The following is a 13,214-nucleotide window of genomic DNA, read 5'->3' as shown; positions in this document are numbered from 1 at the left end:
AGGCCGGCATGAGCACGCTGACGCGACATCTCAACGGTTCGCGGGAGAACGTCACGATGTACAACCGGCGGGTGCAACTGCCGATGCTGGGTGAGGTGGCGGTGCCGCCACCGGACAAGGTCGTCTACTACGCCGGGCTCGGAGTGCTCGCCGCGCTCCAGGTCATCGAGTGGCCGATCGCGGTGGTGATCACCGCTGGTCACGTGCTGGCAGACCAGCATTTTTCCGGACTGGTGCGCGGTGTCGGGGAGGCGCTGCAGGACGCCTGACGAGAGCCGGGTCACCGGACGGTTGACATGAATCAGGGTTGAGGTCGCATGCTCGGTCGATGCCGAGCACAGCCGTCACCGACCCACCCGCCGCACCGGGACTCTTCGCACCCCGACTGCGCGCCATGACGGTGGGCAGCGTCGCGCTGATCTCACTCCTCGCGTTCGAGGCGTTGGCGGTCGGCACGGCGATGCCGACCGTCGCGCGCAGCCTGGACGGGTTGGCGCTGTACGGAATCGCGTTCGGCGGCCCGTTCGCCACCGGTGTGCTGGCCATGGTGGTGTCCGGCATCTGGTGCGACGCGCGGGGACCCAGGGGGCCGATGTGGCACGGCGTCGCCTGGTTCGTGGTCGGGTTGCTGATCGCCGGGACCGCCCCCGTGATGAGCGCGCTGGTCGTCGGGCGGGTCGTGCAGGGTTTTGGCTCCGGGCTGCTCTCGGTGGCGCTCTACGTGATCGTCGGGCAGGCGTACCCGCAGGACCTGCACCGGCGGATCTTCGCGGCTTTCGCGGCGGCGTGGGTCGTACCGTCGCTGGTCGGGCCGGCGGTTGCCGGCCTGATCGTGCAGCACCTGGGCTGGCGGTGGGTCTTCTTGGCGGTGCCGGCGGTGGCGGTGCCGGCGGGGCTGCTGATTCATCCCGGCCTGCGGTCGCTGGGCCGGAGTGCGGCGGCGAGCCCGCCGACGGGTGCGGCGGCACGGATCGGTTGGGCGTGCGGGGCCGCGGTGAGTGCCGCACTGCTGCACATCGGGGGACAGCAGCGCGGCATCACGGCCCTGGTTCTTGTCGCGTCCGCCGTGGTCGGCCTGCTGGTCTGTGCCCCGCGCCTGCTGCCGGCCGGGTTCCTTCGGGCCGCACGGGGGCTGCCCACCGTCGTGGGGCTGCGTGGCCTGGCGTCGGCGGCCTTCGTCGGCAGCGAGGTGGTGATCCCGTTGATGCTCTCCCGGGAACGAGGTTTCTCGCCGACCGCGGCCGGGCTGGTCCTCACCGTCGGCGCGCTGGCCTGGTCGGCGGGCTCCTGGTTGCAGGGCCGGATCCCGGTGCCGGCGTCGCGGGCCAGTCTGCCGCGAGCCGGGTTGAGCTGCATCACCGTCGGCACCGCGACTGTGGCGTTGGCCGTCCGGCCCGAGCTGCCGGTGGCCGTCGCCGTGGTCGGTTGGGCCATCGCCGGCCTGGGCATGGGGTTGCTCTACCCGCCGTTGTCGGTGCTCACCCTGGAGTTGTCCGCGCCGGGTGAGCAGGGCCGCAACAGCTCGTCACTGCAACTGAGCGACTCCCTCTTCGCGGCGACCGTGCTCGCGCTGACCGGGGCCGTGCTGGCCGCAGGAAATGCGCCAGGCCCGGCCAGCTACACGACGACGCTCGTGGTCACCGCGGGGCTGGCGCTGTTCGGGGCGCTGCTGGCCGGTCGGGTCGTGGTGGGCGGGGGTGTGCGACCGGCCGGGTGATCCGCGGATTCGGCAGCGTCCCACCTGCCCGTGCCGGAAGGATGGCGGGCGATGAACCTCCTGACCATTCTGCCGCTCGCCGTGGTCATGGTCGCCGGGACGCAGTTGGTGGTGGCGGTCTTCCTGGCCTCGTCGGATCGGCCCCGGGCGGCGTCGCTGGGCTTCCTCGCCGGCGCGGGGCTGGTGGTCGCCGCCGGGGTGACCGTCGCCTGGCTGGTGACCAAACTGGTGGGCGGAGCGGCCGCCGACGCCAGCGCCGTCGCCGGGAAGATCGATCGCGGCCCCGCCATCGACCTTGTGGTGCTGGCCCTGCTGGTGTGCCTGGCCGTGCTGATCTGGGTCCGCCGGGACCGCTCCGGACCGCCGCGCTGGCTGGGCAGCATCGAGCACGCCGGTCCGCCGCAGGCGCTGCGGCTGGGTGCGCTGCTCTTCGTGGCGACGCCGACCGACGACCTGACCATGGCCACCGTCGGCGCGAGCGTGGCCCGACACGATCTGCCGTGGTGGCACCTGGTGCCGTTCGTGCTGCTCACAGTGCTCCTGCTCGCGCTGCCGCTGCTGGCGTTGCTGCTGTTGGGGAGCAGGGCCTCGCGGGTGCTGACCCGGATGCGGGAATGGGCAGAGGGGCACGCCTGGATCGTCAACGAGATCGTGATCGCGTTCTTCGCGCTGCTCACCGTGTTGGACCTGATTCGATCGGGATGAGTGGCCGCCCGTCGTCACGGGTTGCCGCGATGTTTCGTCAACGCCACGCAGAGGTCGGACGGTTTGTAGGAGGACGAGATGAAGGTTCTGGTCACCGGGGCGTCCGGCAATCTGGGCCGTGCGGTGCTGGGCCGGTTGCGCGACGACGGGATCAGCCTCCGGACCACCAGCCGCCGGCCGCCCGCCGGCTCGGACGTGGAGTGGGTGGCGAGCGACCTGGCCACCGGGGACGGGCTGACCGAGGCGGTGACCGGCGTGGACGCCGTGCTGCACCTGGCGTCCGCGCCGCGGGGTCGGCAGACCTACCAGGTCGACGTGTTGGGCACCCGCCGACTGGTGGTGGCCGCCGGCACGGCCGGTGTGGGGCACATCGTCTACATCTCGATCGTCGGGGTCGATCGGGTGCCGATCCCGTACTACCGGCACAAGCTCGCCGCCGAGCAGGTGATCGCGGCCGGTCCGGTGCCGTGGTCGGTGCTGCGGGCCACCCAGTTTCCCCAGTTCCTGGACGAGATGCTGACCGCCTGCGCGCGGCTCGGCCCGGTGATCGGGGACCGGGCGGTGCTCGCCCAACCGGTCGACCCGGGCGAGGTGGCGGCGCGGTTGGCGGCCCGACTGGTCGCCGGCCCGTTGGGCGGCATCGAAGAGTTGGGTGGGCCCCAGGTGCTCCGTTTCGACGAAGCCGCCAGGGCGTGGCGGTCGGCCCGAGGCTCACGCCGGCCGCTGCTGCCGGTGCGGATTCCCGGCCGGCTCGGTCGCGAGCTGCGGGCCGGTGGTCTGACCACGGAGGCGTTGCCCCGGGGCGTGCGCGCCTGGGCCGACTATCTGCGCGACACGTACGGGGGAACCGGCCGGAAATGAGAGCAACAACGGTTCACGTTCGTCTTACCGTGACGCCATGTTCGCTGTCGTCACCACTGTGATCCTCTACGTCTTCGGCTTCGTCTTCCTCTACGGCGTGATCCGGCTGGGTGTCCGGCACGCGTTCGAGGATCTGGAGCTGCAACGGGCCAAGGCCCAGCGCGAGGAGGAGGTGGCGGCCGCCCGCGACCGCTCCTTCATGCGCGACAACGCGTTCCTCGCGGGCAGTTGAGCGCCGGATCGATCCGGCCCCGGCCGATGGCGTCGCCGGGGGGCCGGGGAGCCGCTGGGCGGTTCAGCGTGGCGGATGCGAGGATCGCACCCGTGATGGGAACGCTGAAGACCGAACCGGCCCGCGCCCGCCTGGACCTGCTGGCCCCGCCGGTCGCGGAGGCCATCGCGCAGTGGCCGGCCGACGCGCCGGTGGATGTCAACGACGTGCTGGTAGCGCCGATCGACGCCGACCTCGCCGACACCGCGGCGTTCTGCGCGGCGTACGAGGTGGGGTTGGACGTGTCGGCCAACTGTGTCGTGGTGGCGGGCAAGCGCGAGGGCGTGGTGCGCTACGCGGCCTGCATCGTCCTGGCCACCACCCGGGCCGACGTGAACGGGGTGGCCCGCCGGGCGCTGGACGTCCGCAAGGCGAGCTTCGCCCCGATGGACGACGCTGTCGAGTTGACCGGCATGGAGTACGGCGGCATCACCCCGATCGGGCTGCCGGCGCAGTGGCCGATCCTGGTGGACGCACGGGTCATCGCCACACCGCACGTGATCGTCGGGTCCGGCGTGCGGCACAGCAAGATAGCCCTGCCGGGGCCGGCGTTGGGTGCGCTGCCGGGCGCACAGGTGGTGGAGGGGCTGGCCAGGCCGGTCTGACCAGGCATCAACATCGATGTTGTTGCACGTGAAACATCGTGATCATCGATGCCGAGTGCCCGGTCGTGGTGACTCAGTGTGAGTGCGCTGCGGACTCGCGCTGCTCGACCTCGGCGAGCGCGGCGAGCAACGTCTGCACCTCCTGCGCGCCGGAGACCGCGTACTTCCCGGCCAGCACGAAGGTCGGCACGCTGGTGATGCCGAGGTCCCGGGCGGCGGCCAGTGCGGCGGCGACGTCGGCGACGCGCTCGTCGGAGTCGAGGAACCGGCGCGCGTCGGCCGCGTCGAGGCCGATCTCGCCGGCCAGGGCGGCCAGCGCCTCCCGCGAGCCGACGTCGACACCGTTGTTGAAGTGCGCCTGGTAGAGCGCCTCCACCATCTCGGCCGCCCGGCCCTGGTCGGTCGCCCAGGAGACGAGGCGGTGCGCGTCGAAGGTGTTGGCGATCACCGCGCGGTCGTAGTCGAGCCGCAGCCCGTCGGCCGCCGCGACCTGGGTCACGTGGTCGACCATCTGCCGGGCGCGCTCCGGGCCGCCGAACTTCCCGGCCAGCGCCTGCACCAGTGGCAGGGGCTGCGGCACCGGCGACGGGTCGAGCTGGAACGGCCGGTAACGGACCGTCACCTCGCCGTCGTAGCTGGCGAGGGCCTCATCCAGGCGGCGCTTGCCGATGTAGCACCACGGGCAGATGACGTCCGCGTAGATCTCGATCTCCATGCTGGGTGGCAACCCCGCGGTCAGCCGAGTTGTTCCCGGATCTGCCGCTTGAGGCGGCCCAGGATCGCGGTGCCGCCACGGACGCGTAGCGGGCTGATCGCCTGAGCCAGCCCCATCCGCTGATAGAGGTCGTCCGGCACGGCCAGCACCTGCTCGGCGCTCGCTCCCGCCAGCCCTTCGGCGAGGATCCCGGCGAACGCCCGGGTGGTGGGCGCTTCCGGAGGGCAGTCGAAGAGCGTCTCCACCGTGCCCTCCGCGGTCACCTTCGCCCGCAGGAAGAACGCCGTCTGACACTCGGGCACCTGCTCCATGCCCTCGCGCTCCGCGGCGCCCTCCGGCAGTGCCGGGATGACGTCCGCATACTCCAGGAGCATCTCCAGCACCAGGTCGCGCGGCGCGGCGGCGAACTCGTCGACGATCTCGGCCAGTCGGGCCGGCATGTCAGCCATGCGTCGAGGCTACCGCCGTCACGTCGGGGCCCCGCTCACACCGTGGGTGACTGCTCGCTGATCTCGCTGAGCGCGCTGGTGGGGTCGAGCTGCATGGCCAGGTCACCGAGCGAGACGATCCCCACCAGCTTGCGGTCACTGTCACAGACCAGCACCCGTCGGATGCCCCGGTCCCGCATGAGCGCCGCCGCCTCACCCGCCGTGCAGTGCTGCTCGATCATGACCACCTCGCGGGTGACGATCGAGCCGATGGTGGTGGCCGCGGGGGAGCTGTTCTCCGCCACGGCCCGCACCACGATGTCCCGGTCGGTGAGCATGCCGGCGAGGCTGGCGCCGTCGGTGACCACCACATCACCGATGTCGGCCTCCTTCATCACCCTGGCCGCCTCGTCCAGGGTGGTCTCCACCGGCAGGTACACGACCTGCTTGGTCATCACGTCACTGACCCGGTAACCGGTCATGAGAGCCTCCGAAGACGTATCCACCCGATCCGACAGCACTACCCCGTGACACCGTCGCTACACCAGGTTCGCACGCTCCCGCCGTACCTCGTCGACGACACGATCCACCAGACCGGCCAGCGGCAGCTCGGTGCGCTCGCCGCCGGCCCGCTCGCGCAGCTCGACGTACCCCTCGGCGAGCCGGCGGCCGACCACGACGGCCCGGGGGATGCCGATCAGCTCGGCGTCGGTGAACTTGACCCCGGCAGACACGTGCGTGCGGTCGTCGACGAGCACCCGCAGGCCAGCGTCAGCGAGACGCCCGCCGAGCTCCAGCGCCGCGTCGAGCTGCGGGCCCTTCCCCGCAACCACCAGGTGTACGTCACACGGCGCGATCGCTGCCGGCCAGACCAGTCCCCGGTCGTCGTGGTGCTGCTCGGCGACGGCCGCCACCGCCCGGGAGACCCCGATCCCGTAGCAGCCCATTGTCGGCCGGACCGGCTTGCCGGCCGGCCCGAGCACGTCGACAGCGAAGGCGTCGGTGAAGCGGCGACCGAGCTGGAAGATGTGCCCGATCTCGATGCCCCGCCGGATGGTCAGCTCGCCCGCCTCGCACTCCGGGCAGGGGTCGCCGGCGCGGACGTCGGCCCCCTCGATGGTGCCGTCGGGGGTGAAGTCCCGTCCGCACACCACGTCGGTCGCGTGCCGGCCCGGCTCGTTCGCCCCGGTCAACCAGGCAGAACCGGTCACCACCCGAGGGTCGACCAGGTAGCGGATGCCCAGCTTGTCGAGCAGTTGCGGTCCGAGGTAGCCGCGAACCAGCTCCGGATGCTCGGCCCACTCCTCGAAGACGGTCACCTGTGCCGGGTGCAGTGCGGCGCCGACCCGCTTCAGGTCGACCTCCCGGTCGCCGGGCAGCCCGACGACCAGCAGCTCGGCCCGGTCGGCACCCGGCTGGCGAACGGACAACACGACGTTCTTCAGGATGTCGGCGGCGGTCCAGCCGTCCCGACCACCCAACCGGCGCGCGTTGGCCAACTCCACCAGGCTCGCGATGGTCGGAGTCTCCGGAGTGTCGTGCACCTCGACGGCCGGCTGCGCGCCCGGGTCGCCGGCGCTCGGCACCCGGGTGGCCACCGCCTCGGTGTTCGCGGCGAAGTCGCAGGAGGTGCAGCCGACGAATGTGTCCTCGCCGACCGGCGTCGCCGCCAGGAACTCCTCCGACGCGGAGCCGCCCATCGCGCCGCCCATCGCCCGCACCACCGTGTAGTCCAACCCCAACCGATCGAAGATCCGCTGGTACGCGGCGCGATGCCGCCCGTACGCCTCCCGCAGCCCCGCCTCGTCCAGGTCGAAGGAGTACGCGTCCTTCATCAGGAACTCCCGGCCACGAAGCAGCCCGGCCCGCGGTCGCGCCTCGTCGCGGAACTTCGTCTGCACCTGGAACAGCGTCACCGGAAAGTCCCGATACGAGCTGAACAGGTCCTTGACCAGCAGCGCCGCCATCTCCTCGTGGGTGGGCGCCAACAGGTGCTCGGCCCCGCGCCGGTCGGCGAGGGTGAAGATGTCGTCGCCGTACTCCGTCCACCGGCCGCTGGTGCGGTAAGGCTCGGCGGGCAGCAGCGCCGGAAAGTGCACCTCCTGGTCGCCGATCGCGATCAGCTCGGCGCGTACGACGTCGGTGATCCGATCCAGCACCAGCTTGCCCAGCGGCAGCCAGGTGTAGCCGCCCGGCGCGGCACGGCGGATGTAGCCGGCGCGCAGCAGCAGCCGATGACTCGGCACCTCCGCGTCAGCCGGATCCTCGCGCAGGGTCCGCAGCAGCAAAGTCGACATGCGTAGCAGCATCCGCGCAGCCTACGGCCGGTGCGGCAGGATGAGCGATCCAATTCGATCCGAGCCGGACCCGACGCCGGCAACCATCGACGCCGTCGCTGGCGTCTGCAAGGACACCAAGCCCTCGCACCTCGACCTGAAGGATCGGCCCGTGTGGACCCTCTGCTGAGTGAGTTCGACTCGTTCGTCCGTGCCCGCACCCCGGCGTTACTGCGCTCGGCCTACCTGCTCACCGGCGACCAGCACCTGGCCGAGGACCTCGTCCAGTCGGCCCTGGCCCGGACCCACCGTTCCTGGAACCGCCTGCACCACAGCGGCAACGCCGAGGCGTACACCCGCAAGACCATGTACCACCTACAGGTGTCCTGGTGGCGACGACGCCGGGTACCCGAGTCGATGCCGGGCGATCTGCCCGAGCCACGCGGAGGCGACTCGGCCCCGGACCACGCCCACCAGACCAGTCTGCGGCTCACCCTGCGGGCGGCGCTGGCGAAGCTCTCCCCGAAGCAACGTGCCGTGCTGGTGCTGCGGTTCTTCGAGGACCGCACCGAGGCTGAGGCGGCGGAGCTGCTCGGCGTGACGATCGGCACCGTCAAGAGCCAGACGGCCAAGTCACTGGCCAGGCTGCGCGCCGTCGCGCCCGAACTCGCCGAGCTGTACGTCCTGGAAGGGAGTACCCGATGAACGACCAGCGCCTCCGGCTCGACCTGACCGCCCTGGCCGACGAGGTCACCTCGGTCGACCTGCGGGACCGGACCCTGCGTACGTCCCGTCGGCTCGGTATCCAACGGGCGGTTGCCACGTCGGCCGCCGCGCTGGTGCTGATCGCTGCGGCGGCCGGCACCGCCTTCGCCATCCGGCCCGACCAGTCCCCGCCCCCGCTGCCGGCTGACACCCCGTCGGTCACCGCGTCGCCGTCACCGACTCCGACGCCCACCCCGACGCCGTCGGGCAGCGCCGGCGACACGCCCGGGGCCCCGCCCAGCGGCGGGTCCAGCACGAACACCCCGACCGTGCAGTTCGGCAAGCTCTTCTACGGCCCCGCTATCAATCTCATCGGTGAGAACGGGAATCTGCGGTCGTGGCGTCCGGGTGAGAACCCGGTGCGACTCATGTCGCTGCCGCACAGCGCAGCGACGCTCAACGCGAACGTGTCGCCGGATGGCCGCCGGGTGGCCTGGGTGGGTGAGGGTGCCGACGACAGCGACGACCTCTACATCGCCAACGTCGATGGGTCGAACAAGCAGAAGATGCGCTCGGAGGTGGATCCATACTGTGTCACTCCGGCCTGGTCTCCCGACGGGCGGCAGTTGCTGTTCCGCGAGAATCTGCCGGGCGGCGGATCTGGCCGGTTCGGGTTGTTGGATACGCGCTCCGAGAAGAAAACGGTGCGCTGGTGGCGCACCGAACCTTCGGCCTGCCATGCGGTCTGGTCGGCCGACGGTAAGACCATCGCCATGACAGAGGACGGCCTGGTCACCCTCTTTGGTGCGGACGGCACGAAGAAGCGGGCCGTACCGGGCTTCGCCGTGGGCAAGATGACCAGCAACGACATCGCCAGCCTGTCCTCGGACGGCTCTCGCATCGCTCTGCTGCAGAAGAAGCCCGGCGAGGAGGCCGGTGACATCGCCCGTGAACTGTCAGCCAACGCGGTACTGGACACCCGCACTGGCAAGCAGGTCACTCTGCCGCTGGGAGGGCGCACCCTGAATCAGGTCTATTTCCAGTCGGACGGCTCCATGGTCGTGCGGGTCAAGACCAGCAGCGGGTACGCGGTGCTGCTGGTGGACGAGGACGGCGAGAAGATCTCCGAGACCGCCGAGCCGGCGAGCCTGAAGAACGAGCAGATCCTGGCCGTCGTCGACTGACCGATCAGCGCGGGAAAGGGCGGGTCACCCTCGGGTGGCCCGCCCTTTCTGCGTCTGCAAACACTGATGGGCCGGGTGTTGATCACGGTCGGTGAGCTGCGGAAAAGGTTGCCGGTGCGAGCGGATCCGACTGTCCGGTAGTAGCGCGCCGCGACGGCAACTCGCCGCGGGCAGCGGCTCGTCTTGGGTGGTGTCAGACACCGTAACCCTCCACAAAGGATTCAATCGATGAACCTCGGCCCGTTCACCCACACCACCCGTCCCGCCTCGGCCCGCCGCTCCGGCGCGCTCGCCGGTACGGCCGCACTGCTGCTGCTGACGTTCGGCGCTGCGGCCTGCGGCACCGCCGACCCGAAGGCCACGCCCGCTCCGACCGAAAGCGTCACCGGCACGGCTGCCGCCACCCCCGTTCCCGCGACCGGTGACACCCCGGCCGCCGGCACGGGCGGCTCCGTGCCGGATGCGGCCCCCGCCGTCGCGCCGGCCCGGCCGGCGGTCGGCTCGACGCAGTGGCCGCAGCTCACCTGGTACACCGCCGAGGAGAACGGCCAGAAGCAGAACGACCCGGCCCGGATCTGGCGGCGTACCTCTGCCGGGACGTGGCAGGTGGTGCGTTCGGGCCGTCCCGGGAACGGCAAAGCCCTCAACGGCCCGCTCGCCGTCTCTCCGGACGGCCGGCGGGTGGCCTGGGCGGAAGGGTCCGCCCGCCAGCTGGTGATCAGCGCGTTCGACGGCACGAAGCGGCACGTCATCCCGACCCAGGGTCAGCAGACCTGTGCGCCGAGCTGGCTCGACTCCGGGCGGGTGCTGTACGGCCTGGGGCGGGAGAAGGAGCTGACGCTCATCGCGGTCAACGCCGACGGGACCGGGCAGAAGGTGCTCGCCACCCACTACCCGAAGTGCCCGACGGTGTCCGGCGGATGGATCGCCCAGGTCGGCGCGCAGACCGTGGCGATCGGGGACGAGCGAGGCGTCCGACGTGCGATCAGCCCGCGCCTCCCCGCCGGCCTCGTCATCGGTGGAGTGGCCGCGGTTTCCGGCAACGGCCGGACGCTGGTGATCAGCGCCCACACGACCAGTCCCGGGGGATGTGGGTGCAGCGAGCGGTTCCGCAACTACCGGCTCGACGCCGTCAGCGGGGCCGTCACCGAGCTGGCGCCGTTGGACCCGGCCTGGAAGCAGCCGACCGGGCACGGTGAAGCCATCGACGGGCTCGTGATGGCCGACGGCGGTCTGGTGGTGCAGATCAACGCGGCGACGCCGGCTGACGGCGCGCCGGCGTACCGGCTGGTCCGTTACGCCGCCAGCGGCCGGGTGCTGGCCACCGCGTCGGTGCCCGCCGGCCAGCCGTGGGGCGGTCTGCTGGGCTGAACTCCCGGTGCGGCGTCACCGGGTGATGAGGGACCGGCCACTCACGGGGGTGGCCGGTTCCGCCCGTCGTCCTCCGCGCCATGACCTCCGACACGTCGTGGATTCGGGGCGGTGCCGGGCATTGCTGCGGTGACAGACTGGTCGCCGCAGGCAACAGGTGGCGTGAGGGAGGCGCGGGTGCGCTGGGGCAGTTTTGTCGCGGTCGGGGACAGCTTCACCGAGGGTATGGACGACGCGTACCCGGACGGCACTTTCCGAGGCTGGGCGGACCTGGTGGCGACCCGGCTCGCCGCCGACGCGGGGCCCGACTTCCGGTACGCGAACCTGGCCATTCGGGGCCGGCTCTTCCCCAGCGTGGTCGCCGAGCAGGTGCCCTCCGCCGTGGCGATGAAGCCGGACCTGATCAGTTTCGCGGCCGGTGGCAACGACGTGCTGCGGCGTACCTTCGACCCGGACACGCTGGTCGCCCGCTTCGACGAGGTGGTCCGGCAACTCCGCTCGGGTGGAGCGGACGTGCTCCTCTTCCGGTTCGCGGACGTGATGGCCCGACTGCCCGGCCAACGCCTCGTCGCCCCCCGGGTGCAGCTGCTCAACCAGGCGGTCGGTGAGACCGCCGAGCGGCACGGCGCGATCATGGTCGACCTGTACGCCGACGACACGTTCCTCAACCCCATGCTCTGGAGCACCGACCGGCTGCACCTCTCCCCGGCCGGGCATCGCCGGGTCGCCGGGCAGGTGTTGAACGCCCTCGGGGTTGGTTGCGACGAGGAGTGGATGATGGTTCCGCCGCACCCGGCACCGTCGCCATGGCTGGCCGCCCGCGCTTCCGACCTGCGGTGGGCCGGTCAGTACCTCGCCCCCTGGGTGAAGCGGCGGTTGACCGGTCGGTCCTCCGGCGACACCGTGACGGCGAAGCGCCCGCAACTCGGTCCGCTCGTCGACTGATCATGCTCACCCTGCACACGGCGGCCCTGCTGCGCCGTGACCCGGACGGCGAGCCGTTGCCCGACCACGCCGTGCTGGCCAGTGGCGACCGGATCGAGGCCGTCGGCCCACTGGCCGAGCTGAGTTCGGCGTACGCCAACGCCCGGGTTCGCCGCTGGCCCGGCTCGCTGGGGCCGGGTCTGCTGCACGACGGCCCGCTGCCGCCCGCCCCGACCCCGCGTGAGCGGGTGCACGCGCTGCTGCGTACCGGGGTGACGGCGGTGCTGGCGGAACACCTGGCCGACCCTGCCCTGCGGGCCGCAGCCGAGCGCGGCGACCTGCTGGTGCTGGCCACCGCCGTGGCCCCGACGCTGCGTCCGGGCGGGCGGGCCGACCTCGCGGTGCACGGCCCCGACGGTGCCTGCCTGGTGACCGTCGTCGCTGGCCGGATAGCCCACCGTCGCGCCTGAACGGCGTACCTTGGGGATCATGTCTGTGCCGAACGATCCCGATCCCCGCCTCCAGTCGTACGCGGACCCGCAGCGGCTGGTCACCACCGAGTGGCTGGCCGAGCATCTGGGCGATGAGGGCCTCGTCGTCGTCGAGTCCGACGAGGACGTGCTGCTCTACGAATCCGGTCACATTCCCGGTGCGGTCAAGGTCGACTGGCACCTGGAGCTGAACGATCAGGTGACCCGGGACTACCTGGACGCCGCGAGCTTCGCCGAGATGTGTGCCGCGAAGGGCATCGGCCGGGGCGACACCGTCGTCTTCTACGGCGACAACTTCAACTGGTGGGCCGCGTACGCCCTCTGGGTCTTCTCGCTCTTCGGCCACGCCGATGTGCGACTGCTCGACGGCGGCCGGCAGAAGTGGATCGCCGAGGGACGCGAGGTGACCCGCGACAAGACGGCTCGCCCGCGCGCCGACTACCCGGTGCCGCTGCGTGACGACGCCCCGCTGCGGGCCTTCCGCGAGCAGGTCATGGCGCACGTCGCGTCCGGCCGGCCGCTGGTCGACGTCCGGTCGCCGGGTGAGTACACGGGCGAGATGCTGCACATGCCGGACTACCCACAGGAGGGTGCGCTGCGCGGTGGGCACATCCCGGGCGCGGTCAGCAAGCCGTGGAAGTCCGCCGCCAACGAGGACGGCACGTTCAAGTCCGCCGACGAGCTGAAGGTGATCTACGCCGACCAGCTCGGGTTGAGCCCGGACGACGACGTGATCGCGTACTGCCGGATCGGCGAGCGGTCCAGCCACACCTGGTTCGTGCTGCGGCACCTGTTGGGCTACCCGCAGGTGCGCAACTACGACGGCTCGTGGACCGAGTGGGGCAACCTGGTCCGGGCACCAGTGGTCAAGGGCGACCAGCCCGGCGGCCTGGCTGCCTGACCGGTTCGTCGTGTGATCGGCTCGGGTTCCCCGATGTCGTGCTGTCCCCTTCGCTGGGAC

Annotated in this window: 17 protein-coding genes; 13 read left to right on the top strand and 4 right to left on the bottom strand. The window is 71.4% G+C overall.

Annotation, left to right across the window (positions count from 1 at the left end; all coding sequences use genetic code 11):
• The first annotated feature begins 8 nt into the window (after positions 1-8).
• The 6 genes from AB0877_RS18025 (at position 9) to AB0877_RS18000 (ending at position 4,159) form a co-directional block, all read left to right on the top strand.
• Positions 9-269, top strand: coding sequence for a hypothetical protein (locus AB0877_RS18025; RefSeq protein ID WP_366609997.1), 261 nt, complete (start codon positions 9-11; stop codon positions 267-269).
• Positions 270-328: 59 nt separating this feature from the next.
• Positions 329-1,717 carry an MFS transporter gene (locus AB0877_RS18020; RefSeq protein ID WP_366609996.1) on the top strand — a complete coding sequence of 463 codons (1,389 nt, stop codon included), beginning with the start codon at positions 329-331 and terminating at the stop codon, positions 1,715-1,717.
• A gap of 51 nt (positions 1,718-1,768) precedes the next feature.
• Positions 1,769-2,422 (top strand): GAP family protein, encoded by a 654-nt coding sequence (locus AB0877_RS18015; RefSeq protein WP_366609995.1) that lies wholly within the window; start codon positions 1,769-1,771, stop codon positions 2,420-2,422.
• 78 nt (positions 2,423-2,500) lie between these two features.
• Entirely contained in the window at positions 2,501-3,283 is a 783-nt protein-coding gene (locus AB0877_RS18010) for an SDR family oxidoreductase (RefSeq protein WP_366609993.1), read from the top strand.
• A 37-nt stretch (positions 3,284-3,320) separates the two neighbouring features.
• On the top strand, positions 3,321-3,515 hold the full coding sequence (locus AB0877_RS18005; RefSeq protein WP_357227320.1) for a hypothetical protein: 195 nt from the start codon (positions 3,321-3,323) through the stop codon (positions 3,513-3,515).
• A 95-nt stretch (positions 3,516-3,610) separates the two neighbouring features.
• A complete protein-coding gene (locus tag AB0877_RS18000) occupies positions 3,611-4,159 on the top strand; it encodes a YbaK/EbsC family protein (RefSeq protein WP_112601232.1) in 549 nt (182 codons plus the stop codon).
• A gap of 73 nt (positions 4,160-4,232) precedes the next feature.
• Here the strand turns inward: AB0877_RS18000 and AB0877_RS17995 are convergent, their stop codons facing one another.
• The 4 genes from AB0877_RS17995 to AB0877_RS17980 are packed head-to-tail and all read right to left on the bottom strand — an operon-like array spanning position 4,233 to position 7,611.
• The gene (locus AB0877_RS17995; RefSeq protein ID WP_366609991.1) at positions 4,233-4,874 is read right to left on the bottom strand and encodes a DsbA family oxidoreductase; all 642 of its coding nucleotides are present in this window, start codon (positions 4,872-4,874) and stop codon (positions 4,233-4,235) included.
• Between the two features lie 20 nt (positions 4,875-4,894).
• Positions 4,895-5,323 carry a SufE family protein gene (locus tag AB0877_RS17990; RefSeq protein WP_357194707.1) on the bottom strand — a complete coding sequence of 143 codons (429 nt, stop codon included), beginning with the start codon at positions 5,321-5,323 and terminating at the stop codon, positions 4,895-4,897.
• A 35-nt stretch (positions 5,324-5,358) separates the two neighbouring features.
• A complete protein-coding gene (locus tag AB0877_RS17985) occupies positions 5,359-5,784 on the bottom strand; it encodes a CBS domain-containing protein (protein WP_354945799.1) in 426 nt (141 codons plus the stop codon).
• Between the two features lie 57 nt (positions 5,785-5,841).
• Complete coding sequence (locus tag AB0877_RS17980) at positions 5,842-7,611, bottom strand: proline--tRNA ligase (RefSeq protein WP_366609990.1); 1,770 nt, start codon at positions 7,609-7,611, stop codon at positions 5,842-5,844.
• Between the two features lie 28 nt (positions 7,612-7,639).
• Between AB0877_RS17980 and AB0877_RS17975 the strand changes: the two genes are divergently transcribed.
• The 7 genes from AB0877_RS17975 to AB0877_RS17945 all read left to right on the top strand — a co-directional run bounded on the left by AB0877_RS17975 (position 7,640) and on the right by AB0877_RS17945 (position 13,154).
• Positions 7,640-7,768, top strand: a complete 129-nt coding sequence (locus tag AB0877_RS17975) for a hypothetical protein (RefSeq protein WP_366609988.1) — start codon at positions 7,640-7,642, stop codon at positions 7,766-7,768.
• Positions 7,753-8,283: a SigE family RNA polymerase sigma factor gene (locus AB0877_RS17970; protein WP_366609986.1), complete on the top strand. Its 531-nt coding sequence runs from the start codon at positions 7,753-7,755 to the stop codon at positions 8,281-8,283. The genes AB0877_RS17975 and AB0877_RS17970 overlap by 16 nt, the downstream gene beginning before the upstream one ends.
• Positions 8,280-9,467, top strand: coding sequence for a hypothetical protein (locus tag AB0877_RS17965; protein ID WP_366609984.1), 1,188 nt, complete (start codon positions 8,280-8,282; stop codon positions 9,465-9,467). Before AB0877_RS17970 ends, AB0877_RS17965 begins: the two co-directional genes overlap by 4 nt.
• A 228-nt stretch (positions 9,468-9,695) precedes the next feature.
• Positions 9,696-10,838 carry a hypothetical protein gene (locus tag AB0877_RS17960; protein WP_366609982.1) on the top strand — a complete coding sequence of 381 codons (1,143 nt, stop codon included), beginning with the start codon at positions 9,696-9,698 and terminating at the stop codon, positions 10,836-10,838.
• A 177-nt stretch (positions 10,839-11,015) separates the two neighbouring features.
• The gene (locus AB0877_RS17955) at positions 11,016-11,783 is read left to right on the top strand and encodes an SGNH/GDSL hydrolase family protein (RefSeq protein WP_366609981.1); all 768 of its coding nucleotides are present in this window, start codon (positions 11,016-11,018) and stop codon (positions 11,781-11,783) included.
• Positions 11,784-11,785: 2 nt separating this feature from the next.
• On the top strand, positions 11,786-12,232 hold the full coding sequence (locus AB0877_RS17950; RefSeq protein ID WP_366609980.1) for a hypothetical protein: 447 nt from the start codon (positions 11,786-11,788) through the stop codon (positions 12,230-12,232).
• 19 nt (positions 12,233-12,251) lie between these two features.
• Positions 12,252-13,154 (top strand): sulfurtransferase, encoded by a 903-nt coding sequence (locus AB0877_RS17945; RefSeq protein ID WP_366609978.1) that lies wholly within the window; start codon positions 12,252-12,254, stop codon positions 13,152-13,154.
• The last annotated feature ends 60 nt before the right edge of the window (positions 13,155-13,214 follow it).

Source organism: Micromonospora sp. NPDC047644 (assembly GCF_040704315.1).
Lineage (GTDB): Bacteria > Actinomycetota > Actinomycetes > Mycobacteriales > Micromonosporaceae > Micromonospora.
This window is presented reverse-complemented; position numbering and strand designations above follow the sequence as displayed.

What these genes read in the sequence shown, in the direction of transcription:
- AB0877_RS18025 (WP_366609997.1), top strand. Translation starts at nt 9, where the DNA reads ATGAGCACGCTGACGCGACATCTCAACGGTTCGCGGGAGAACGTCACG.
- AB0877_RS18020 (WP_366609996.1), top strand. Translation starts at nt 329, where the DNA reads ATGCCGAGCACAGCCGTCACCGACCCACCCGCCGCACCGGGACTCTTC.
- AB0877_RS18015 (WP_366609995.1), top strand. Translation starts at nt 1,769, where the DNA reads ATGAACCTCCTGACCATTCTGCCGCTCGCCGTGGTCATGGTCGCCGGG.
- AB0877_RS18010 (WP_366609993.1), top strand. Translation starts at nt 2,501, where the DNA reads ATGAAGGTTCTGGTCACCGGGGCGTCCGGCAATCTGGGCCGTGCGGTG.
- AB0877_RS18005 (WP_357227320.1), top strand. Translation starts at nt 3,321, where the DNA reads ATGTTCGCTGTCGTCACCACTGTGATCCTCTACGTCTTCGGCTTCGTC.
- AB0877_RS18000 (WP_112601232.1), top strand. Translation starts at nt 3,611, where the DNA reads ATGGGAACGCTGAAGACCGAACCGGCCCGCGCCCGCCTGGACCTGCTG.
- AB0877_RS17995 (WP_366609991.1), bottom strand. Translation starts at nt 4,874, where the DNA reads ATGGAGATCGAGATCTACGCGGACGTCATCTGCCCGTGGTGCTACATC.
- AB0877_RS17990 (WP_357194707.1), bottom strand. Translation starts at nt 5,323, where the DNA reads ATGGCTGACATGCCGGCCCGACTGGCCGAGATCGTCGACGAGTTCGCC.
- AB0877_RS17985 (WP_354945799.1), bottom strand. Translation starts at nt 5,784, where the DNA reads ATGACCGGTTACCGGGTCAGTGACGTGATGACCAAGCAGGTCGTGTAC.
- AB0877_RS17980 (WP_366609990.1), bottom strand. Translation starts at nt 7,611, where the DNA reads ATGCTGCTACGCATGTCGACTTTGCTGCTGCGGACCCTGCGCGAGGAT.
- AB0877_RS17975 (WP_366609988.1), top strand. Translation starts at nt 7,640, where the DNA reads ATGAGCGATCCAATTCGATCCGAGCCGGACCCGACGCCGGCAACCATC.
- AB0877_RS17965 (WP_366609984.1), top strand. Translation starts at nt 8,280, where the DNA reads ATGAACGACCAGCGCCTCCGGCTCGACCTGACCGCCCTGGCCGACGAG.
- AB0877_RS17960 (WP_366609982.1), top strand. Translation starts at nt 9,696, where the DNA reads ATGAACCTCGGCCCGTTCACCCACACCACCCGTCCCGCCTCGGCCCGC.
- AB0877_RS17950 (WP_366609980.1), top strand. Translation starts at nt 11,786, where the DNA reads ATGCTCACCCTGCACACGGCGGCCCTGCTGCGCCGTGACCCGGACGGC.
- AB0877_RS17945 (WP_366609978.1), top strand. Translation starts at nt 12,252, where the DNA reads ATGTCTGTGCCGAACGATCCCGATCCCCGCCTCCAGTCGTACGCGGAC.